This is a genomic window from Bacillus sp. B-jedd (assembly GCF_000821085.1).
Taxonomy (GTDB): domain Bacteria; phylum Bacillota; class Bacilli; order Bacillales; family Cytobacillaceae; genus Bacillus_D.
Map to the genome: position 1 here is coordinate 3,465,692 of NZ_CCXR01000001.1, position 22,815 is coordinate 3,488,506.

Sequence of the window (22,815 nt, forward strand, 5' to 3'; positions counted from 1 at the left end):
CGCTTTTAATTTATTTTACGGAACGGTTGTTCTTCGCTAAGAAATAACTTCTAGATCAAGTTAGGAAATATTCAACACACCCTCCTAACTAAATGTAATATACGCTAATATTAATTCTGTATAAAGAACAAGTCAATGACATTTAATAGAAAATCATACCCGAAATTTTGCTCTTTTCTTGTATATAACTACATAATTCCTTACTCCTTATTAACTAATATTTATAGATTAACCCTTCAGAAAATTCTATATCCAGTACGATAATGCTGTATTGAAAAGGAAATCCCTAAACAACTCCCTACTTGTTTATTTTTCGCAAGAATTTTCAATAATCATATATAATGGTTTTTTTTGCAAAAATTTAGTTCTTTCAAAAGAACGATATTTGTTTTATAATTCCTGATATAAAATGGTCATCCCGATATGAACAAAAGGAGAAATCTTATGATTGGAGAGCGAATAAAAAAACTTAGGGAACAAAAGGGGTATTCTTTAAGCGAACTAGCTGAACTAGCACATGTTTCTAAATCTTATTTAAGCGGTATGGAAAGGGATCTTAATAAAAATCCATCTATTCACTTTTTATTTAAAGTAGCTAAACCTTTGGATGTTTCCATTGGGTTCTTACTTACTGGAATGAATCATGAGGTACTTGATTTAGACAATAATGATAATAATCTAGACCCAGAATGGAAAAAAATGATTGAAAAAGCGATTGAGGATGGAATTAACAAAAATGACTTTAAGGAGTATATTAGTTATATCAAATTTAAAATTTGGGAAAAAAACAACTGTGAGAAATAGGTAACAAAGCCCTGAATCCTTTTCGGATACCAAGGCTCCATTGATACTTCATTAAATTATTTAGACTCTTTACCCCAATTGCTGCATTGTCACTATTGTTTTCTTACAAATATATACTGAAACAAATACTAAAATAACTAAAACATTGACGTTATCAAGCGCATGTATTTAGGTATAGTTTATTCATACAAGTAGGTGAGCAATGGAATTTTCTTAGCTCTTTTTATTGCCTATAATCAGAGTCACACTTGATTGATATATCTTCTCCAAGCAAAAAAATGAAATTAAGAATTGAAGGATTAAATTCAAAACGAAAAAACACTCGTTAAACCAGTAGATTTAACAAGTGTTTAAACGGGGCGTGACAGGAACCTTACTTCAATCACGAAGGAACCCCATTTAACCCCCTTCTGGCAAAATAAAAACCTTCCGTGTCCCTTCATTACAAAGGTCACAGAAGGCTCCCGCCATCCAAGCTGGCGTCATCCTAATGAAGCAGGGGACAGTTCCAGTGCCTCACTAAAATTTAATTCACGGTTTATTTACCTTCATCCCATAAGTTAAAATCTCAAAACTTTTTTTTAGAATAAACCAATAATTATTCTTATGGTCGAGTATGACATCCCCATCCAAATCGCTCACTGCCTGCGGGTCAATGGCGATGGTGATTTCATCTACTTTAAATGTTTCATCATCTTGTATTTGCTCAACCTGAGCAAGTTCGTATACAAAGGTAGCACCTCAACCGGTTGTGCGAACTTGCTTCATCAGAATGTTTAGTGCTGAATAAAACACAGATTTACCACATTGCAATAAGCAACTACAGGCATTCATATAAGTATCCGCTTGAATATATTTAAATTAAGTACCTCATCATTTTGTTTCTTAAATAGAAGTAGTAAATAATTTGGATGGCTAGATATATTGAAGATATCAGGAAAAAATGAGACAACAAGTCCAGATTATGCATGATACCGCCAGTATCTGTAGACAAGATAACCACGTAAAAGGCAGCCAATACGGTTCCAATCAGGGTTGGAGCAAAGAAGACCGTGATTAGTTCGCTGGAAATATACTTCTTGACTTCATTCAATGTAATTCCTATTTTATAAAGCTTTCTGTATTTAGCCTTCTCCTCATCAATCTCTGAAAAAAGATTCAAGTATAAGAGAATGAATGTTCCAAAGAAAAACATGATGGTTAGAAAGGTAGTCACAAAGAACATGATGCCGCTGGAGCCTCTAATGTTATTGTAAGCAGACACCTTGGCAGCCACTTGGAATTGTTCTTTTTCGGATAAAAACTCTATGCGTCTGTCTTCGATAGGGGCTGTACTTTGATTCAAGTCAGCAAATTTTTCCTCCAGATCATTCACAGCATCAGCTGTTCCCTTCCAGTCGGTTACGTTGATTAAATGTAGATTGGATTTGTAAGCATTTAATGAGTCAGTCAGAAAGTCAAATTCGTTTTCGTTCACAACGATAAACTCATGGGTATTAGGTAATATGTTTATGGCTTTTTGAACAAATTTCCCTTTAAACTCATACGCTATCTTCTTGTTATCAATCGCAAGTTCGAGAAGTTGGTTGACGTCGACCTCCCCATATTCAGCCTCGGAATTCAAGTAGACGAAGTATTCCTTATCATTCAATTTCGCAGTAGCAGAGGTAACCCTGTTAAACTCTTTGAGTCCCATAATCTGATATGTTTCAACCCCCTCGACATATGGATGTTTTTGATAATAAGTAAGCACCGGAATGACTATATGTTCTTCAATATGCTGATCCTGATCTTCAAAAACAGCATAGAGTTTTTCTTCCGGCAAATTGTTTTTCGTTTCCGTCTGGTAAAAGGCCACATCATAAGGATTATTTCTTATTGCATCCTTTTCTGATGACTTATAAAAAGTTAATAACAAGGAGCTGTATAATATTGTAATCATGGTCATGACTGAAACGAGCATGATAATCGAGGTTAATTGTTTAAACTTGTAATCGAGACTTGTAAAAAAAAGCATTCTGCGAAAATAGAATCCCGGGATTTTTTTTGTGACTTCAATTAAGAAACTAGTAAACTGGCTAAACGCTATGTATAATCCCGCTAAAATGCCGAGTGTCCATAACGGCAGTAATCCACCATCCGAATCTACATAAGTAACGTACAAGGCCAGTAACGATCCCATCATTAAGGCAAGCCCGAAAAAACCGAGTAACGGACTTTTCAACTTTATTGCTTGAGAAACCCGATTACTCTTCATACTAGCGAGCACACTACTTTGGTACGATAGAAAAAGCGATTTCCCAACCGCGAGTAAAAACACAATTAAAAATGCACCAACAGAGCACAAGAACATTTTTCCTCTTAAATGGAATACAATCTCCCGCATACCCACACTGTTCATTAAAAGCATGAAAAATAATCTAGAGAAGATGGCCCCTGCCAACAACCCGGTAACAATGGATGCAGCGGCAATTACACCATTCTCCAACACGAGCAGTCTCGTAATATCGCTGCGGGACATGCCTAATGTCATGAAAAGACCGAATTCACTCCTTCTTCTTTTCATAAAGACATTGTGGGCAAGGCTAATGAAGAAGATGGTAAATATAATAAGTGCACCCCCCGGAATAGACAACGCATCCTGTATCCCATCCAGTTGCTTCGCCTTCTCAATCTGATTGTTAAAATAGACAGTTGAGAACATAAAGAAAAACATAACGGCAAAACTGTTGCACAAATAATAAAACATATACTTTTTATATTGTACCTTGGCCATCTTCCAAATGACTTGATTAAATGTCATAGGATTTCCCTCCCAAGACAGCAAGGTTATCCATGATTTGATTTAGGAACTCCTTCCTGCTCCCCTTTTTTGCAATCGTTGAATGGATAAGGCCATCTTTAATAAATACAACCTTCTGACAATAGCTTGCGGCGAACACATCATGGGTTACAAGAAGAACCGTTGTCGATAGTTCTTTGACTATTTTTTCAAAACATTCCATGATGACCGTCGATGACTTTGAATCAAGATTCCCGGTTGGTTCATCCGCGAATAATATGGCAGGCTTATTCACGAGGGCCCGACTCACTGCTGTTCGCTGCTGCTGGCCCCCGGAAATCGTATAAGGGTACTTATGAAGGATGGGTTTTATTTCAAAAAGCTCTGCCAGGTAGGCAAGCTTCCCTTCCATTTCATCCGGAGTTTTCTTCTCAAGTATCATCGGAAGTAGTATATTTTCTTTAACCGTTAAGCTGTCTAATAGATTGAAATCCTGGAATATAAAACCTAGCTCTTTTCGGCGAAAAAGGGCTAGGTCATCTCCTGTCATCCCGCTTATTTCCCGGCCAGAAATGATGACCTCCCCTGAGGTTGGCTGATCAATGCCACTCAAGACATTCAAGAGTGTGGTTTTGCCACTCCCGGAAGATCCCATTACGGCAAGAAACTCTCCTTCTTTAACGGACAAGCTTACCCCATCCAAAGCAGTTGTCGAGCCTTCACCGCCAGACCCATCGTAAATTTTCACGATATCTTTCACATCTAAAATCACCATAGATTATCCTCCCCGTTTCACACTATCATCATTGTAATGGACCTCGTAAAACGGAACCATTGCCAAAGCTAAAAGATACCTTACAATATTGTAAGGTATCTTGCTACAGACTTAGAAACCGATTCTACTAGTATCGGTTCCCGCCAACCACCGGATTGTCACAGCAGTACCTTTAGAAGGAAGCGAATCTATGCTAATATCTGCTCCGAGCTTGTCGGCTATTTTTTTGCTTAGGTAAAGACCAATCCCAGTGGAGTTGGAAAAAGCCCTTCCGTTATCTCCTGTAAAAAAGGCATCAAATATCCGTTCAAGATCATAGGAAGGTATGCCAATACCTTCATCCTCAATGGTTAGACTTATACGTTTGCCAGTCCTCTTGATCCGAAAGATAAGCTTCTTATTCCCGGCTTTGGGAGCGGAATATTTTATTCCGTTTGAGATGATTTGATCTAATAAAATATCGTTCCACTTTGGGTCCGTGGCAATAATCGCACTCTGCCCTTCGAATTCCATGGAAGGATAGATGGATTGATATATGCATTCTTTTTTTCTTTCGTTTATCAATTTACGCAATGAAGGGATTAAATCGACCGACCTCACCTCGAGATCGTTTTCGAAGCTCTCCGTCCTGATCATGGCAAGACCTTGTTGAATGGAAGTGTGAAGCCGATTGTTTTCCTGCCTAATTATTTTGAACATCTCAGCTATGTCCTTTTCCTGATCTTCCTTATTTAAGATAAGTTCCATAACCGAGACAGGAGTTTTCAAGTGGTGCATCCAATGGGATAGAAAATAGAGCCTCTCTTTATTTTGATTCTTCAATACATTGTTTTTCATGGTGAATTCACCTGTCAGTTTATGTATCAATTGTTGAAAAGCCATTTGTTCCTTCGTATGTGGCTGAAAGTGAGAATCCTGATTATCCAGCATAAGAAATATGGCCCGATTGGGGGGATAGTAACGTAACCATTCAATGACCAAGCAGACGATTAATAAGAAGACGACCATCAAACTCGGATATAATATTTCCCTATTCGCCCGTTCACTGAGACGGAAAAAGGTTATAACCGAGACCAGGCCTGCCAAATACAGAGTGATAGTCGGTATCCTGTCTTTTAAAAACCTTTTGAAAATCTCTCTTCTCATCCTAATCACTTATAGGAACAGATTCGGACAGTCTGTATCCTACTCCTCTTTTGCTTTTTACCGAAAACATCGACCCCAACTCTGACAACAAATGCCTGATTCTCGTAATATTCACCGTTAGAGTATTATCATCCACAAACGTAATTGAATCCCATACTTCTTCAATCAATTCCTCTCTAGAAACAAATTCACCATGATGCTCCATTAGTTTTTTCATCAGTTTATATTCGGTTTTCGATAGTTCCACCTTTTTCAGTCCATAAGTTAAGGTCATATCATTCGCATTGAGGCTAAGAGAGCCAACACTTAAGATGCTAGTGTCTTTCGAGGCGTATTCCCCGTACACTCGTCTTATCGTCGCCTTTACTTTGGATTGCAGCATCTCAAATGTAAAAGGCTTGGATATATAATCATCTGCCCCTAGCTCAATCGCCATGATTTGGTCCATCTCATGACTTCTCGCTGAAATCATCAGGATTGGTACATTTGACTGCTTACGAAAACTTCTGCACAAATAATATCCGTCATAATACGGCAGGTTAATATCCAAGAGGACTAGATCAGGTTTTATCCTGACAAACGTTTCCTCTATTTTTGAAAAATGTTCAGGAAGATGCACTTTATACTCATAGCGTTCTAAACTTTCCTTCATCAATTGACAAAGTTGCGGATCATCCTCAATAAGCAAGATTTTGTACACATCCGTTCCCCTTTTACATCTAAATTCTGTTTTTCTATATCACATATAAACTGTAGAACACGTTAAATGAGCAGTCCTTTTTTAAAGTGATTTTACGTTACTACATTTAGAGTTTCATATTCAGATTAAAACCAGGAATAGTGAAGTAATTAGAAAAAAATACACTAAAACCATATTTACTAACAAAATAGGATACCAACATCCAATTTGATTCTACCAAAGATATACAATTAGTATCACTACTAATTTTAGAATATAGAAAAAACTCTATTTCACCCGTTGTTGAATCGCCATCACTCATTTAATAAATTGATTTGAATGGATAAATTTATTATAAAATGAAAAAGACGACACCAACATAACTGTGTCAACAGTCATAAAGGTGTCGTCTTAAATTCGTATTGCCACAAAAGTGCAAGTTATTTTTTCACTTTCATTCCAAAAGTCAGGATTTCAAAGCTATTCTTTAGAATAAACCCATAATTATTCTTATAGTCGAGTATGACATCCCCATCCAGATCCCTTACTGCCTGCGGGTCAATGGCGATGGTGATTTCATCTACTTTAAATGTTTCTTCATCTTGTATTTGCTCAACCTGAGCAAGTTCGTACACAAAGGTAGCACCTCAACCGGTTGTGCGAACTTGATTGATTTTAACAGTCGGTTCCGCTCCAAATACATTGACCAGTTGCTGTTTTGCCTCATTGTTTATCGTCACTTTCATCTCTATCACCTCAATACTAATTTACCCGTCCTTAGGAGCCTTAAGCAAAGATTACAAACTGCATAGGAAAATTCAGGCATTAAGAGTCACTACAAAAACAACAAATTATTGGTTGTAAGATAAATAACAAAATTGAAACTACCAACCCAAATGAAGATGGCTTTTTCCTGAAACCGAATAGAACAAAGAAAGCCGGCTGCCATATTAGGCCTGCTGGCTTTCTTTGTTAGAAAGTTGGGCTATTACCCTATGCTAAATTTTTTAATCCAAATTAATGATTTGCTCTCTAGCGGCACTCTGGACTGATGCATACACTTCCATAAAACTGATATTTTTTAAAATGGCTGCATTCTTCACTTCCTCATATTCAGGAGTCATCTTGAGTATTGAGTTTCCGGTGAACCCAACTTTTACTGTTATTTCCCCAAAAGGAGTACTGACTTTTTTGTAGGTTCGTTGAAGGATTTTCCTTGACCACTCGGATTTTCTGACTCCAAATGTGCTCGTTTCATTTAACAATAACCTCTCAATTTCATCGGTATGCTGAAGTGAGGCGAGCACCGTCAGGAGGATTCCAGGCCTGCTTTTTTTCATAATAACATGGGTGAAATATACATCAAGCGCATTCTTTGCTAGCACTTTTTCCATTACGTACCCGAGCATCTCGCCAGTCATGTCATCAAGCTGGCACTCAAGGACGCCAATGGTTTCCATCTCTACTATCGGTGCATGTTCAAATAAAATTGCTCTGAGGACATTCGGATGTTCAAAGTCCTTCTTGCCGGCACCATAGCCAATCTTTTTCATCGGCAAGGCAGGCAAGCGGCCATATTCTTCTGCAAGCGCCTTGACGAATCCCGCTCCTGTCGGTGTCGTCAACTCTCCTTCAGCATGAAAATCAGCAAGTGGAACGCCTGTTAAAATTTCGGCTGTAGCCGGAGCAGGAATTGGGTACAATCCATGGGCAATCAATACTTTTCCATAACCGGTCGGTACGGGTGATGCTGTTATTTTTTCAACCCCCAGGCTTTCCAACGCCAAGCAGACGCCTATTATATCAATGATAGAATCCATTGCTCCCACTTCATGAAAATGGACTTCCTCATGCCTCATCCCATGGATTTTCCCTTCAGCCTCAGCAATCACCTGGAACACTGCCATGCTTCTCTGCTTGACGCGCTCAGGAAGGCCGCTGGTTCTAATCATATTAAGAATAGTCGAGGCCTTTCGATGCTCATGATGATGACTATGATTATGATCGCCGTGATGATGGCTATGGATATGATTGCCATGATGGTGGCTGTCATCTTGCCTATGTACGTGATTATGACTGTGTCCATGTAAAGGTTCGTGGGAGTGAGTATGTCCATGAGTGTGTTCATCGGAATGTCCATGGCTGTGATGATAATCGTGTTCATGGCTGTGCCCATGTTCATGGCAATGCCCGTGAATAGATCCATCATCCTGCTCGGTTGAATGCTCATGGCCATACTTAGTATGGCGGTCGATATCCATGCATGAACTTTCAAAGTGGAGTTGAAGCAATTTTGCAGAAATTCCTCTTTTATTAACCTGTTTTATATCCATTGTAAATGGATCAATTGGCAGCTGTTTCAAGTGCCCTCGAATATAATCAAGGTCAGCTCCTAAATCAATCAGGGCTGATAAGGTCATGTCACCTGAAATTCCGGATACGCAATCAAGATAAAGATGTTTCATTATGGCCCTCCTTAAAATCTGAAGCAAGCTTTAGAATGAGCGCAGCCTGGTATGCAGCACCAAACCCATTGTCAATATTCACCACACTCATTCCTGAAGCACACGAAGTAAGCATTCCGAGAAGCGGTGTTATCCCTTGCATATGTGCACCATAACCCACCGAGGTTGGTACAGCTATGACTGGGCGTTTGACCAATCCACCGACAACGCTCGGCAGGGCTCCCTCCATTCCTGCCACAACAATAAGGACACTTGCCCGGGTAATTTCTTCACGATAGGATAGCAGTCTGTCAATCCCGGCCACTCCGACATCATAAATCCGCTTCACCTTGCAACCCATCCATTCAGCAGTCAATGCTGCTTCCTCGGCGACCGGCAAGTCTGATGTACCTGCACAAAGAATCATCAAATCTCCCGTTAAATGGTTTGTAGGTGTCCCATAAAGTAAGATTCTTGAAATGGAGTCATATTTTGCAGAAGGAAATTCTTTTAGCAATCTATCAGCCTTCTCTTTCGAGAGCCTGGTTACCATTCCTTTTCCATGGTTTTCAATTAGCCTACCAAGAATTAGCCCGATTTGTTCTGCTGACTTTCCTTCCCCAAAAATCACTTCCGGAAATCCAGTCCGCTTTTCCCTGTCTATATCAACTTTGCTGAATCCAAGATCTTCAAACTTTTCCATGATGTCACCTGCTGTATATATTTTTTAAGAAAACAAGCCCTCTTGAAAAATGATCCGGTAGATATAAAAGGCGCCATACCCAACGCTAAGTATAGATGTGGCAATCGTAAGTGCATAGTTCACTTTGCTGGCTCCCTTGGCCAAAATGAATGGAATGCTGAGAAATAAAGTAAATAATAACATCCCTAGAACCGTGCCAACACCAAAAATGCCAATATAAATCAATGCTCCATTTAATGAACTGGCCATTGACAATGCAAGTAAGGTCATTGCCGCGCTTCCTGCCAATCCGTGGACTTGTCCAATAGCCATTGATTTTAAGAAAAATTGCTTATTCGAGTTACTCATTAATGAAATATCGGTGTTTTTCCTTTTCCTATACGCGGTAAACCCAAGGATAATGAGCATAATTCCGACAATTAGTTCAAAAGACAATTCCCATTTGGCTGAAATGCTGCCTTTCGTAAAAAAAAGAAGGAGGAAAACGGCCATAAGAGTTAACGTATGGCCAACTCCCCAGAATACGCCAAGGAATCCTGACTGCCTGAGGGAGCGGTGCTTGTTGGTGATTGTTGAAACGGCTATAACATGGTCGGGCTCCAAAGCATGCTTAATGCCAAGCAGAAAGCCAATACCCATGATCGCTAAGGTGCTTTCCATATTGTTAATCTTCCTTTTCTACTTTTTGAAGAACTCGATTCATGCTTCCACTTTTATAGCCTGAAAGATCCATTGTCACAAATTTATAACCGAACTCCTGAAGTCTGGCAGTAATCTCTTCGTGATAGTTTAACAGTGTTGCCATATCCTGCGGGTCTACCTCAATTCTTGCAATATCTCCATGTGTACGGACCCGTACCTGGCGGATGCCATATTTTCTGATTTCCTTTTCAGACAGGTCAACCTTCATCAGCTTTTCGATCGTTATCTTCTCGCCGTAGGCAATTCTCGAGGACAGACAGGCCAGAGAAGGCTTGTTCCATGTTGGAAGTCCCCATTCCTGTGACAGCTGCCTGATTTCGTCCTTGTAAAGTTCCACTTCCTGGAGCGGGCCCCTAACATTGTATTCTTTTGCAGCTTTTATGCCAGGCCGATGTTCACCCATATCGTCCGCTATCAAGCCGAAGGCAATATTTTTATAGTTTTGTTTCTTCATAATCGGCAGAATATGCTCAAAGAGGCTTTTTCTGCAAAAGTAACATCTGTTCGGCGTGTTTTCGGCATAGCCGGGAATCGCCAACTCCGAAGTCTGGATTACCTCATGGCGGGCACCAAGATCTCTGGCAATCCTTTTCGCCTCCTCAAGCTCCTCAAATGGATAGGTCTCGCTATCAGCAGTCACTGCAAGAACCTTGTCCGGACCCAGTGTATCGAGTGCAGCCTTTAAAAGGAACGTGCTGTCCACACCACCAGAAAAAGCAATGACGATGGTCTCCATTTCAGTTAAAATCGACTGGAGTTTTTTGTACTTAATCTCAAGCAACACTTTGCACACCTCATTCTGATTGTTTTGGGGCAAGAGCGACGGCTTGCCGTAGCGCCTCCAATAGGCTATCCTCACTCGCTATCCCTTTTCCCGCAATATCAAAGGCAGTTCCGTGGTCGACGCTGGTACGGATAATCGGCAGCCCAACAGTTATGTTGACCCCCGCCTCAAGGCCGAGGACCTTAATCGGGGCATGGCCCTGGTCATGGTACATTGCCACGACGATGTCAAAGTCGCCCCTTATCGCCCTGAAAAAAAGCGTATCAGCCGGAAGCGGCCCGGAAACGTTGATTCCTTCCCGAACTGCCTTGTCAACCGCCGGGACGATTTTTTCCTCTTCCTCACCATTCCCAAACAAACCATTCTCACCTGCATGGGGATTGATGCCGCAGACTGCGATTTTCGGATTGTCAATTCCCGCCTTTTTAAGAGTTTCATCAGCCAATTTAATGACTTTGTATACTCTTTCAGGGTTAATGAGCTCAACCGCTGTAAGAAGCCCTACATGTGTCGTTACATGAATAACCCTTAAATTCGGCGCAGTCAGCATCATCGCAAAATCTTTCGTTCCGGTCAATTCAGCAAGGATTTCAGTATGCCCAGGAAAAAGGTGGCCGCCAAGATGGAGAGCCTCCTTATTCAAAGGGGCAGTACAAATGGCATCAATTTTGCCTTCCTTTGCAAGGGATATTCCTTTTTCGAGGTATCTGAAAGCGGCATTACCAGCTTCCTTGGATACTTTTCCAACGGGAATGTCGGCACTGAGCAGGTGTAAATCGATACAATCAATCGTCCCTAGCTGAAAGGCTGCTTCAGCAGGGTCAGCAATTGAATTCACTTTCAGATCAGCCCCAATAAAGCCGGCGGCCCGTGCCAAAATTGATGCATCTCCGATAACAAGTGGACGGCAAATTTCATAGGATTCCTTAATGACAAGGGCTTTAATAATTATTTCCGGTCCGATACCGGCAGCATCGCCCATTGTGATGGCAACGATTGGTTTCACGTTTCCTCATCCCCTTTCAGAAGCTTTAACGCGCGGAGGAGTGATTGGTCCGTACCAAAAGCACCTGCTTTCGTTACAGCCAGGAGTCCGGGCATCCCCAACAACCTTGAGATAGGAAGCCCCCGTTCGGCCTCCCCGACCAGTTCCATCCCCTGTACACCCAGCTTTTTGGCGATTGCTTTTGCTGTATCGCCTCCTGTCATGACCAAACCTTCGAGCCTGTGGACTTGTATGGCATCGGAAGCAATCTCCCCGAGTGTGTCGGCAATGATATAGGGAATGTCGGCCGACCTGGAAGCGGGGACTCCCACACCAGTCTCCACATGGAGCAACACATCCCTCCCTTTTGAGAGGAATTCTTTTAATTCGGTCTGGCAACGTGCAATTTCTGCTTTGCGGTCTCGCTCGTCAAGCAATGCTTGCGGCATAAGCTGGACAGATGCGGTTTTAGAATGTTCTATAATATAATCCGCCTGACGCCTGGCTACACCTGACCTGCTACCGCATACAACGACGACGGGTCTTCTTCCTGAAGCTTCCGGCATAGTTGCCACTGTTAATGATGGTCTGCCTTCTGGTGACAAAGCTTCCGCCAGTCCCGCGGATCCAACCCAAGCCATTCTAAACGGCAGATCCTTAAGATTTCTTACTACTTCATACAAGTCTTCACGTCTGGCCGCATCAAAGACCAGAAGCAACTTTTTTTCTGCGACAAATCCTTTAATAGCCGCTTCAACCGCTCTAGGCCCTTCCTTAAAAACTTCTTTTTGAAATAGGACAGCCTCCCTTTTGGACTGGCTAGAAAGAAGCTTTACAATGTTTGATTCTATTACAGGGGTTTTCGGATCATTGGCAATTTCTGTCTCACTGACCGGTATCCCGTTTAAATAATGAATCCCTTTCTCTGTAGTCCTGCCAAGCTCTGGTAAGGCAGGTGCGACAACAGCAATGTCCAATTGAAGCCTGTCCATCAGGGCGTCCACCTCGCTGCCAAGATTGCCGCGAAGCGTAGAATCGACCTTTTTATAAAGAAGTGTATACTGTAAGGAATTAATTTTTTCAGCAATCTTATAAACTGCATGATATGCTTCATCTTTCGGTAAAGCTCTGCTGTTTGTATCGAAAATAATAACCTCGGTTTTCTGGCCGTTCGGTATATTTCCATCCAGGCTAACAACCGATATGAGCCCCTTTTGGGTAAATTGGACTCCAGAATCGCAGGCACCGGTAAGATCATCGGCAATAAGTACAATCTTACTCATCGTTAGCACCTTTCATTCTTCCACATATGGAATTGTGAGTGGACCCAACGGAAGGACAGCTACAGTCATGTCTCTGCCATGGATTTGCTTCAACTGCTCAAGCGTCTGCTCGATATTGTGGGTCGGCTTTAGCATAGCGCCTTTTACTTGCTCATCTGTCAATACAGAATACACATACACATCTGACCATACCTGGATAACAGCCTGCTTCTGCACTTGCCATTGGTCAAACATTTTGAACTCAGGATTGTTGATTAACTCAAGCAATCCTTGTGGGTTATCCGCCAATTCAAAGATTTTCGAATAATTTCCGTGATTCGGCAGGCCATCCGAACATTCGGAAGCAATGATGATCGCCCCGCCTTTTTTTACGATTTTCTGTGCAGCGCTCATTCCCTTTACGGCCTGGTACAAATTCTGGTCTAGTGGGTAGCCGGAATTAGAAGTGATGACCACATCGAATCGTTCTTCGCAGCGTACCATCGCATGCTCTTTGACAAAGGAACAGCCTTTGTCATGGGCCTCGTATAATTCACCTGCAAATACTTCAGTAATCGCTTTTTCCTTGTTTAGCGTCACATTTAGCATAAAATCGGGTTTACACATTGTATTGATTTCCCTCGTCATATCCTGAACAGGATTGTTCACCATATTTCCCCATGTGGATTGGGGATCGCCAATCATTCTGGCGTTATGGAAGGTCATAATGGTTTCGATGCCAGCGATACCTGGCATAATTCCTTTCGGCCCTCCTGAGAACCCAGCAAAGAAGTGAGGTTCGATAAAGCCGGTAACAATGCGGAAATCGGCCTCTACATAATCCTTGTTCAAATAAACATCACACCCAAACCTACTGTGTCCTACTTTCACCAGAGTCTCCTTGTCATGGCATTGATTATTAATAATCCGTATATTCTCAACGACCCAATCGCCCAGCATTTGGACAAACTCTTCCCTTGTCTGATCGCGATGGGTACCTGTTCCATTGATAACGACAAAGTTTTCAAGCGGTAAATGATTCAATTCCTCAATTAAGAGAGGCACGAGGATATGATTTGGGGTTGGTCTCGTAATATCGCTGATGACAATAGCTACTTTATCGGTGGTTTTGACTTGTTCTTTTAAAGGAGGTGTTCCAATTGGATTACGTATCGCGTTCCTTAAAGCATTCTCGTAATCTTCCAAAGCTGGGAGGTCTTTCGGTTCGACAATAAAGGAATGGTCGGGCACCTCAATCTCAATTCCGTTCTGTCCGTACAACAATGTCGTTTTCATTTCAATCCCTCACTTTTCAAGTGTAAAAGACGTTAAGCCAACAATGGGGTTGATAACGTCTTTCTTATACCCTGTTTCTTCCATAGTACCAAAATAATGATGATGCAACCCCTGAGATTGCTCCCAGGGGTAGTTGAAGTCTATCTCTATGCAATTCCTTTTTTTGCACTTGAACCTTCTAATGGATCTTCGAGCTTTCCGTTTATTCCGCGTTTTTGCTGGTACCGGTCAATCATAATAACAGCAATTGGACAAAGAATGGCTGTTGTAAGGACCGAGATGGAAATTTGAGCGGTTGCCAAGTTAGCAATGCCCTCAAATTTTGCTGCTTCTTCCGCACTCATCATGCCAGAACCCGCAGCAACCGCAGCTGCAGCAGCAATTGCAGCTGGTGTGCCTACCGCATTCCCAGCTGTCGATGCCTCAGCCCATGGAGCTATTTGACTTTTTTCCTTAAACAGTTTGAACACAAGCATTCCAGTTCCACCCGTCAGGACTACTGTTAAAACGCCTAGAGTAAGACCGGCAGCTACTACGGATGGGTTAAAGAAGTTTGCAAAGTTCATTCCCGCTCCTAGGGCAAATGCGAAAAACGGTACAGGGAGAATTTCACCTGGTTTCAAGAATTCACGAATATCGGGATCGAGATTCCCGAGAATCATACCAATACCAATTGGCAGAAGAACAGCAACAAAGGCGATAATTGGAAAATTCGAACCCATTAATCCTAGTGACATGAGTGTAAAGAAGGGACCATCATTTAAAGAAAGAACTGCAACCCCTCCTACATCAGAACGGTTACCATACTGTCCGGTCAAGGCAGCGTACATCCCGCCGTTCCCATTAGTCATTGCAGCAATGATTGCCATGGTCGATAGTCCGAGAAGGCCGTTAAACGGATCGAAGAAATAACCGAACAACAACCCAATGAATAGACCTGTTAAATATTTAGAGGACGTTAACAATACGCCTTTTTTAAGTGCCTTCCCGCCAACACGGAAATTCATCTGGCTTCCTGCACAAAACAAGAATAAGGCAATCAGGGTCAGGGCACCATTTTTAAATAACTGCTCCGAAAAGCCCCCAATGCGAAGAAATTCATAATGGCCATCAGCTGTTGGAGATACTCCAAGCCCTTTTAGGAAGTCCATAACCACCGGAATATGAAGCTGGTCAATCGTATTCATAAAGGCCCCCAGCATCAAAGGCACAACCATTAACCCGCCAGGAACTTTTTCAATTGTCTTCTTGATTTTCATCGTTTTCCCCCACTTTTATTTTATTTTTTATGAACGATAAAAAAATGACCGGACTACTTGCTCAGATGCAAATTCTGTCAATTCCCTGGCTGATTCTATTGCTTCGTGTAATTCCAATGGCCTGGTAATGATACTGTGAATACTTACAACTCCATTCTCATACAGCCCCTCAATACCGGTCCCAACCGCCCCTGCGAGGATTATTGTCGGGATTCCCTGCCGGGCAGCCGCCTGGGCCACTCCCATCGGGGTTTTTCCTGAAGCTGTCTGAAAATCGACCCTCCCTTCTCCTGTAATAACCAGCTCTGCCCCTTCCAATTTTTCACTAAGCTTTGTATACTCAATGACAACATCAATGCCGCGTTTCATTCTGGCAGGGAAAAAAGCAAGAAACGCTCCCCCAATGCCTCCAGCAGCTCCTGCTCCAGGCATGTCATGAAGTTGAACGCCTGTTGTCCTTTTGATGACATCAGCGAAATTGGATAAGCATTGGTCAAGATGTTCAACATCAGCTTGCGTTGCACCTTTTTGGGGGCCAAAAACATAGGAAGCGCCCTCCGGACCGGTGAAAGGGTTCTGTACATCGGATGCAATCAAGAACTCGCAATCTTTTATTCTCGAATCGAACCCTGACAGATCAATAGAAGAAACCCTGATGACTTCAGCTCCCCCGTGTCCCACCTCCACCCCGTCCCCGTCAAGCAGTTTTATCCCAAGCGCCTGGAGCATGCCTGCTCCACCGTCATTCGTTGCGGATCCCCCTAAAGCAAGGATGAATGACTTATATCCGTCGTCGAGAGCCTGTTTTATCATTTGGCCCGTTCCGTATGTCGTCGCTTTTAAAGGATCCAATTCTGTCACAGAGACTAGCGAAAGGCCAGAAGCCTTAGCCATTTCAATTACACAAGTTTTCCTATCTCCCAGAACGCCATACTCACCTTTTACTACGGTACCCAGTGGCCCTCTCACATTCACGGGAACCACAATTCCATTTGTGGCTGCAATCAGGGTTTCCAGTGTCCCCTCTCCACCATCGGCGACAGGTAGCTCAACTGTTTCCGCGTCGGGGTATACCCGTAAAATGCCGGCTCTAATAGCTTTTGCGGCTTCTACTGAACTCATGCTTCCTTTGAAAGAATCGGGCGCGATAACAATCTTCATATTCCCCTCCATGATAGCGCTTACAAACTTTTTCTTTATTATACTGTGTCACTCCCCCAGATACATCGTTTATAATAAATAAGAATATACATAATTTTCGAACAATTTTTGTACGAAACAACTAAATTTTCTAGGAGGAAGTATGTTAACTAGAGAAATTGCTTCGATAATCGTTAAAGAAACATCCATCCGATTGAATAGGAATATTAATATCATGGATGACAAAGGGGTAATCATTGCCTCGGGAAACAGTGCACGGATTGGGGATATTCATGAAGGCGCTCTAGCCGTTTTACGGACAGGCGAAACGATTTCAATCACGAAAGAAGACGTAGAAAACTGGAAAGGAGCCATGCCGGGTATCAATCTTCCCATCCAATTTCAAGACCGTGTTGTCGGAGTGATTGGGATTACGGGAAATCCGAAGGAACTACAGGAATTTGCTGGACTGGTCAAAATGACAACTGAGGTGCTTATCAAGCAAGAATACATTTCTTCACAGATGGAATGGAAGCAACGCACAAAAGAGAGAATCATAGAGGATTTATTGAAAACCCCTCCTTCCCTAGCCCATGTGGAACGCGGGCTAGCTTTGCTTGGCATCCATTTTATCCCCCCGTTTACAGCATGCGTCATCCAAATAGAGGAACGTGATATCTCAAATACGGTTCTTCTTAGAAGAGTTGAACAATTAATAGGTGAGCGTGAGGGGATTATCAGCTTAATTAATATTAATCGCATATTCATAGCGTTTCAGAAAATGTCCTCTGTCGATATTGAAAAGAAGGTAATGAAAGTGGTAGCTGGACTGGAGAACATGGGAGTTGTATGCCGGTTATCTTACAGCTCTCCATTTCATAACATGGCAGAATTCAATACCTCCTATTTGGACTGCGACTTGGCTCTTGACATTTCCGGAAAAGATGAAAAAATTATCCCGTTCTCAAAAGTTGAATCAAAAGCACTGATTTTCAAAATAGAACTGGCCGAGGCCAACAAATTTTCAAAAAGACTAATGAATAAACCTTTAGAAAAATATGCTGACACTCTTCAGGTGTTTTTTGACAACAACCTGAATATACACGCAACTGCCGCGGCTATGTTCCTGCATCGGAATACCCTTGTCTACAGGCTTTCCAAAATTCAGGAAGAAACAGGCTTTGATCCTAAAGTCTTTTATGACGCCCTTACTCTCCAGCTAGCGCTCTGGACAACGGAAAAAACCAGAAAGACGATACCACCAGCCGAAACAGAAGGAAAGGATGGTTAACTGAACGCGCTAAATGGTATTGGAGGAAAAAACCAGATATGAATTAAAAGTATTTATAACACCTACGCATACAATATTCTTTTCGAGAAAAACTTCTACAAATTCCTAGCGGGACAAATAGAGACTATTTTGCCCCTCGAAAAGACAATCATCCTTACTCCGTCCATCGAGGGGAATAGGCCATAAGAGCTTCTTTTCTATTTATTCTTTTAAAATTACAACTGTAAATTGATAAATAGCAATGCAAGACCCATAGGAACAAGCAAAACAGGTGATGACAAATACCAAACCAACGAAACTCCCACTAATAATGAAAATAAAGACGGAAACAGCCTAAATTTCCGTCTCAATTTCTCTCCACATTTATCGCAGTTTGTCATCTTACCAACCCCTGTTCAATAAATATACTTTGCCTGGGTTTTATCTTCATCCGGCGGGAGACAAATTAATTCCATAGACCAATGTAGAAAAGTTGGGATGCATCCGTTCTCTCTTTTGCATCAAAAGTCTGCTTTTCTTCTTATTAAAAATAACTCAGTAACTTGTTAAAAACACTTTCCCTTTTGTTCCTTTGGAAGATTCTACTGCATCAATTGCAGTTTTTATATCAGCTAGGTCATACATAGAATTTACCTCTTTAAACCGTAATTTCTTCTCCTCCAATAGCCTTATCAAAGGGCTAAAGGCTTCTTGCCATTTATGTATGGAGACACTTTTATTCCAATTCCGCAAATGAAACATTTTAGCATTCACTTTTGCATTATTTACAATATCTGCCCAGTTTAGTTGTATTCCCGACAAAAGACCGATGGTTAAAAAGTTACCACCAGGGTGCACACAAAAAGCCAATTCGTTCCCAGAGGAACCCCCAATAGAGTCAATTGCAGCATCCGCGCCAATTCCATTTGTTAACTCCATGACTGTTTTGATGAGCGGAACTTTAGAGGTATCGATCACATCCGACGCACCAAGATGCAGTAAATCTCTTGTATAGTTATTATTTCTAGTAACTGCAATTAATCGAAAACCTAATATCTTCGATAGTTGCGCAAAAATATGCCCAATGGATGAACCAGAGGCATTAACCAACAAAACATCATTCGGCCTTAATTTTAATACTTCCGTACAAGTCACCCATGCCGTAATTGGATTAATATATAATTGTGATGCAGCAAAGTCATCAATGGAATCAGGCACCGGGACCGCAAATTCTGCTGATGTCCTCACAAATTCTTGCCAAGTGCCTTCCCCTCGTAAAGGTAAAACACGCTTTCCAATATAATTTTTAGAAACTGATGAACCGACTTCTTCTACTATACCAACTCCTTCATAGCCGGGGATATTCGGCAGTGAAATTCGATGTGAATATGCCCCTCTAATCGGGATTAAGTCAGAAGGATTTATCGGCCGTACTGACATACGAACAAGGATTTCATTATCTTTTGGCGATTGAATTCGTTTATGCTCAATTTTCAACACATTTTTAGGACTGCCGAATTCATAGAATTTTAGACATTTTGCACTCAAAACAATTAAATCTCCTTAAAACAATCCAATTTTATTCTAAAATACCACCTTAAAAATGATGCAGGGGAGGGTCCCAGCACTTCCTTCGACAATCGAAAGAAGCAGCAGTACCATCCCCCTGCCTCACTCTTATCATCTTATCAATCCGTCATAAACTTATACCGCAGGATAGCCGCCAGCCCTGCTCCGTGTTTGAATTCACCCTTGGCAACAAGATCCTTCACTTCCTCCATCGTCAGCTGATGGAGTTCTAGTTGCTCACTATTCTCAAGGTTTTGCGCAGTTTCCGTCAGACCTGCCGCCGCGAAAAGGAAAATCTCCTCGGCAGTTGAGCCCGGTGACGGGTAAAAGCTCCCCAGCTCCATCCAATGCTCGGCCACATGCCCAGTCTCCTCTTCCAACTCCCTTTTCGCCGTCTCGATCGGCAATCCGTTGGCGTCCTCAATCATTCCTCCTGGCAGCTCCCACTCCCAGCTTTTCACCGCATGGCGATATTGCTTTAAACAAATGACTTTATGATCCTGCGTAATCGGAAGGATACAGACTCCTTTTGCAAAATCCAAATATGAAAAGTTTTTTTCCTCACCATTCGGCAGAACCACACGGTCAACTGTAACATCGAATCTATCTACCTTCGCCTTAATAGAATTGGCTATCTTCCACTCCATCAAACTCACCCCAGCTTCAACTATTATCATCATTCACCGTTCCCATTGTACTACCTTCAACCACCTTTGCCAAAAAGGAGCAACCCTAACATCCGGCCAAGGGAGGAAATCATCACCTTTCAAAAAGAAGCTAAGGGACGGTTTCAGCTAATCCTTCCACACCCGAAAGAAACAGCAGAACCGACCGAAGCATTAAAAAACACCTCCGTATAATTGGAAGTGTAGTTTTTATGAAATATCCGGGAGCCCTTATTGCCTAACACTGTCCAGTAAGGTTCTACCCTTACCTTTTATAACCTATAGAGCCGCACCCCCTCCCTCTTACCAAATCAAAATCTCATTATCAAAACGCAGCATCGCCGCTTCCATTCCCTTTGCATCAGCTTCCTGCAGAGGAATCTCGAGCCTGTCATCGTTATCAAAAATCAGCCTGATATTCCATTCCACCATTTCGGACCGCTTTACCCTCCGGCTAATAAATGAGCACAACGAATCCCGGTAACCAGGAACCGTGCTGTCAAAACTCTTTCCGGTCACAATAAGTTGCGGCATAACATAAGCGGTAAGCATACCGCTCCCTTGCTCTCCTTCAAAGAAAAACTGCAAATAATCACGCATGAATATCACAGAACTTACCTCAGCTTTTTCCAACTCGCGTATCATTCCAATTCCCCCAGTGAATGTAATTTATATTTATATCTTTCCCGGGCCCAGCCTATGTAAGCTGAATAAAATTGAACACTTTACGACAATCAAATACAAGAGAAAGTCGCCCAATTCCACCCGTCTCTCCTAGCAAAATAAAAACCTTGTGATAGCGAAGGAACCCAATGCACACATGCTTCATCTCAAAAAAACAAAACCAGTTGGTTAACGGTTTTGTTTTGAAGGACGAAATATCATTATCGGGTTCTCTAAAATAATTCAGCTAAACAATTTTAAAATGATTATTAACAAAATCGCGATGGAAAAAAATCCAGCCATGAAGTATCCAAAGTATTTCAATGGTTTTGGCAGCTTATTTAAATCTGCTTTAGCAAGGTTTGCAACATTTCCCTCTACCTTGTTCATGTGGTCTATTGCCTCATTAAAAGGTTTATTATCCTGACTCATTGCAACTCCCCCTTTTCCCTATATATTAACATATTAATTCCCTTTTTTTTCAAAATATTCATCAACTATCGCGCTCTAGTAGCTCAGCATGGAACTAATCAAAAAAGGCGATTCATCCCCAGGACTAACGTTTTCAAGACTTAATTTTATATCGATCAAATTCCTTGGGAGACAGCAAAAAGAATCTCTAGCAATTTTGTTGGAGATTCTTTTAATTATGGCTCTGTTATCCTTGATTGTTGATTTCGACTTCCGGAGGAATGAAACATAGGGTATTGTCCCCTGCTTCACTCTAATTCTTTAACTGTTGACGGCTGTGGGATCCATGTGGATGATTTCCCAGTAATGTCCGTCGAGGTCTTGATAGCTCCTGTAGTACATGAATCCTTGGTCGTGTGGCTCGCTTGCCACTTTGCCGCCTGCCGCAATGGCCTTATTTTTTCCAGCCTCTCTTTTGCTCTGGACAAATTAATCTACATTTCTAGTAGGTGCAATATAGCCACATCTTATCTCACTATTTTAAAGTTTTCATCGTCCTCGGTTACTGGCACTTCAATGATATTCACTTTCTTGACAGAAGCCCGTTTCAACGACTGCATGCAATTGACCAAGAAATTAATTTTCGATTCTTCCCCTTGCATTTCGGCTTCAACACTCCCATCTTTTAAATTCCTTACCCACCCTGTTAAGCTCAATCTTTCGGCAATACGAAATAATTCCAGGCGAAATCCAACTTTTTGCACTCTTCCTGAAAAAACGATTTTTTTCCTGATCCTATTAGCGGAAGTAAATGGCGGTAACTTAATACTATTTGCATGCCAAATTACGTAGCCATCCCTTAGTTTTTTCAAAACATGCATTCTTCCCCATCCCCTTTTTCGATTTTGAAGCGTATGGCTAGGATTAAGTTTTATATTGATTCTAAGTATAAAGATAACCGACTAGTGAGGGAGCTTATCTGAGTTAACGTCTCCGCTTTTTTGATTCCACAGCTGCTTACCCCATTGGCGTAAAAGTTTTCCAACCCTCGAATTAATTTAAAGATTTAAATTAACAAATTCAACAAAAAGGCCGTTAATCCTTCTTGGATTAACGTGCCCGTTTTGAACCATTACCGTTTTTTCCATAATCCACTTTTCAGATCAACTTCTTTAGGACGAATTGTATGTCGCATTCTTGTTGAAAATCATTTGACATCGTGGGGAGAAATCCTAACCTCGTTTAAAAGCTTGCTTTACTCATTCGATTTTATTGTTTTGGAGCCATCCTGGTTGTCGTCAACAATACTTACTCCGGACCTGTTTTCCAGCGATCCGCCAACATTAGCACCTGCAACAGTACCATATGGATCAAGCGCGGAAGCCATGGTATCCGCAGGAACAACACCTACATTAAATGCTATTGACCCGCTATCATTATTGTCCCGTTTGCGCTCGTTGATATCAGTCATTATTT

At 41.7% G+C, this 22,815-nt stretch carries 22 protein-coding genes; 2 read left to right on the top strand and 20 right to left on the bottom strand.

Annotation, left to right across the window (positions count from 1 at the left end):
* Positions 1-444: 444 nt before the first annotated feature.
* Positions 445-804 carry a helix-turn-helix domain-containing protein gene (locus tag BN1002_RS17090; protein WP_048826737.1) on the top strand — a complete coding sequence of 120 codons (360 nt, stop codon included), beginning with the start codon at positions 445-447 and terminating at the stop codon, positions 802-804.
* A gap of 856 nt (positions 805-1,660) precedes the next feature.
* On the opposite strand, the gene BN1002_RS17095 is transcribed toward BN1002_RS17090, so the two are convergent.
* The 14 genes from BN1002_RS17095 to BN1002_RS17160 form a co-directional block, all read right to left on the bottom strand.
* Positions 1,661-3,607 (bottom strand): FtsX-like permease family protein, encoded by a 1,947-nt coding sequence (locus tag BN1002_RS17095; RefSeq protein WP_048826738.1) that lies wholly within the window; start codon positions 3,605-3,607, stop codon positions 1,661-1,663.
* Complete coding sequence (locus tag BN1002_RS17100; RefSeq protein ID WP_048826739.1) at positions 3,597-4,361, bottom strand: ABC transporter ATP-binding protein; 765 nt, start codon at positions 4,359-4,361, stop codon at positions 3,597-3,599. Before BN1002_RS17100 ends, BN1002_RS17095 begins: the two co-directional genes overlap by 11 nt.
* Before the next feature lie 111 nt (positions 4,362-4,472).
* The gene (locus BN1002_RS17105) at positions 4,473-5,198 is read right to left on the bottom strand and encodes a sensor histidine kinase (RefSeq protein ID WP_231575048.1); all 726 of its coding nucleotides are present in this window, start codon (positions 5,196-5,198) and stop codon (positions 4,473-4,475) included.
* Positions 5,199-5,508: 310 nt separating this feature from the next.
* The gene (locus BN1002_RS17110; protein ID WP_048826740.1) at positions 5,509-6,207 is read right to left on the bottom strand and encodes a response regulator transcription factor; all 699 of its coding nucleotides are present in this window, start codon (positions 6,205-6,207) and stop codon (positions 5,509-5,511) included.
* Positions 6,208-6,626: 419 nt separating this feature from the next.
* A complete protein-coding gene (locus BN1002_RS17115; RefSeq protein WP_048826741.1) occupies positions 6,627-6,821 on the bottom strand; it encodes a hypothetical protein in 195 nt (64 codons plus the stop codon).
* Between the two features lie 372 nt (positions 6,822-7,193).
* Entirely contained in the window at positions 7,194-8,651 is a 1,458-nt protein-coding gene (larC, locus tag BN1002_RS17120) for a nickel pincer cofactor biosynthesis protein LarC (RefSeq protein WP_052445652.1), read from the bottom strand.
* Positions 8,632-9,333: a nickel pincer cofactor biosynthesis protein LarB gene (gene larB / locus BN1002_RS17125; RefSeq protein WP_052445653.1), complete on the bottom strand. Its 702-nt coding sequence runs from the start codon at positions 9,331-9,333 to the stop codon at positions 8,632-8,634. The genes larC and larB overlap by 20 nt, the downstream gene beginning before the upstream one ends.
* A gap of 24 nt (positions 9,334-9,357) precedes the next feature.
* Positions 9,358-9,993: a hypothetical protein gene (locus tag BN1002_RS17130; RefSeq protein ID WP_048826743.1), complete on the bottom strand. Its 636-nt coding sequence runs from the start codon at positions 9,991-9,993 to the stop codon at positions 9,358-9,360.
* Positions 9,994-9,997: 4 nt separating this feature from the next.
* Positions 9,998-10,816 (bottom strand): ATP-dependent sacrificial sulfur transferase LarE, encoded by an 819-nt coding sequence (gene larE, locus BN1002_RS17135; RefSeq protein ID WP_048826744.1) that lies wholly within the window; start codon positions 10,814-10,816, stop codon positions 9,998-10,000.
* Positions 10,817-10,829: 13 nt separating this feature from the next.
* Positions 10,830-11,801, bottom strand: coding sequence for a 4-hydroxythreonine-4-phosphate dehydrogenase PdxA (gene pdxA, locus BN1002_RS17140; RefSeq protein ID WP_048828027.1), 972 nt, complete (start codon positions 11,799-11,801; stop codon positions 10,830-10,832).
* 20 nt (positions 11,802-11,821) lie between these two features.
* Entirely contained in the window at positions 11,822-13,087 is a 1,266-nt protein-coding gene (locus BN1002_RS17145) for a four-carbon acid sugar kinase family protein (protein WP_048826745.1), read from the bottom strand.
* A gap of 12 nt (positions 13,088-13,099) precedes the next feature.
* On the bottom strand, positions 13,100-14,362 hold the full coding sequence (gene larA / locus BN1002_RS17150) for a nickel-dependent lactate racemase (RefSeq protein WP_048826746.1): 1,263 nt from the start codon (positions 14,360-14,362) through the stop codon (positions 13,100-13,102).
* 146 nt (positions 14,363-14,508) lie between these two features.
* The gene (locus tag BN1002_RS17155; RefSeq protein ID WP_048826747.1) at positions 14,509-15,621 is read right to left on the bottom strand and encodes a 2-keto-3-deoxygluconate permease; all 1,113 of its coding nucleotides are present in this window, start codon (positions 15,619-15,621) and stop codon (positions 14,509-14,511) included.
* A 27-nt stretch (positions 15,622-15,648) separates the two neighbouring features.
* A complete protein-coding gene (locus BN1002_RS17160) occupies positions 15,649-16,782 on the bottom strand; it encodes a glycerate kinase (RefSeq protein ID WP_048826748.1) in 1,134 nt (377 codons plus the stop codon).
* A gap of 142 nt (positions 16,783-16,924) precedes the next feature.
* On the opposite strand from BN1002_RS17160, the gene BN1002_RS17165 reads away from it, so the two are divergent.
* Complete coding sequence (locus BN1002_RS17165; RefSeq protein WP_048826749.1) at positions 16,925-18,052, top strand: CdaR family transcriptional regulator; 1,128 nt, start codon at positions 16,925-16,927, stop codon at positions 18,050-18,052.
* 534 nt (positions 18,053-18,586) lie between these two features.
* Here the strand turns inward: BN1002_RS17165 and BN1002_RS17170 are convergent.
* From BN1002_RS17170 to BN1002_RS17195, 6 genes are all read right to left on the bottom strand, one after another.
* The gene (locus BN1002_RS17170) at positions 18,587-19,579 is read right to left on the bottom strand and encodes a zinc-dependent alcohol dehydrogenase family protein (protein WP_048826750.1); all 993 of its coding nucleotides are present in this window, start codon (positions 19,577-19,579) and stop codon (positions 18,587-18,589) included.
* A 140-nt stretch (positions 19,580-19,719) separates the two neighbouring features.
* Entirely contained in the window at positions 19,720-20,280 is a 561-nt protein-coding gene (locus tag BN1002_RS17175) for an NUDIX hydrolase (protein ID WP_231575049.1), read from the bottom strand.
* Between the two features lie 288 nt (positions 20,281-20,568).
* Positions 20,569-20,910, bottom strand: a complete 342-nt coding sequence (locus BN1002_RS17180) for a hypothetical protein (protein ID WP_048826752.1) — start codon at positions 20,908-20,910, stop codon at positions 20,569-20,571.
* 261 nt (positions 20,911-21,171) lie between these two features.
* Complete coding sequence (locus tag BN1002_RS17185; RefSeq protein ID WP_048826753.1) at positions 21,172-21,360, bottom strand: hypothetical protein; 189 nt, start codon at positions 21,358-21,360, stop codon at positions 21,172-21,174.
* Between the two features lie 506 nt (positions 21,361-21,866).
* Positions 21,867-22,220 (bottom strand): acylphosphatase, encoded by a 354-nt coding sequence (locus tag BN1002_RS17190; RefSeq protein ID WP_048826754.1) that lies wholly within the window; start codon positions 22,218-22,220, stop codon positions 21,867-21,869.
* Positions 22,221-22,594: 374 nt separating this feature from the next.
* The gene (locus BN1002_RS17195) at positions 22,595-22,810 is read right to left on the bottom strand and encodes a hypothetical protein (RefSeq protein WP_048826755.1); all 216 of its coding nucleotides are present in this window, start codon (positions 22,808-22,810) and stop codon (positions 22,595-22,597) included.
* Positions 22,811-22,815 lie beyond the last annotated feature (5 nt).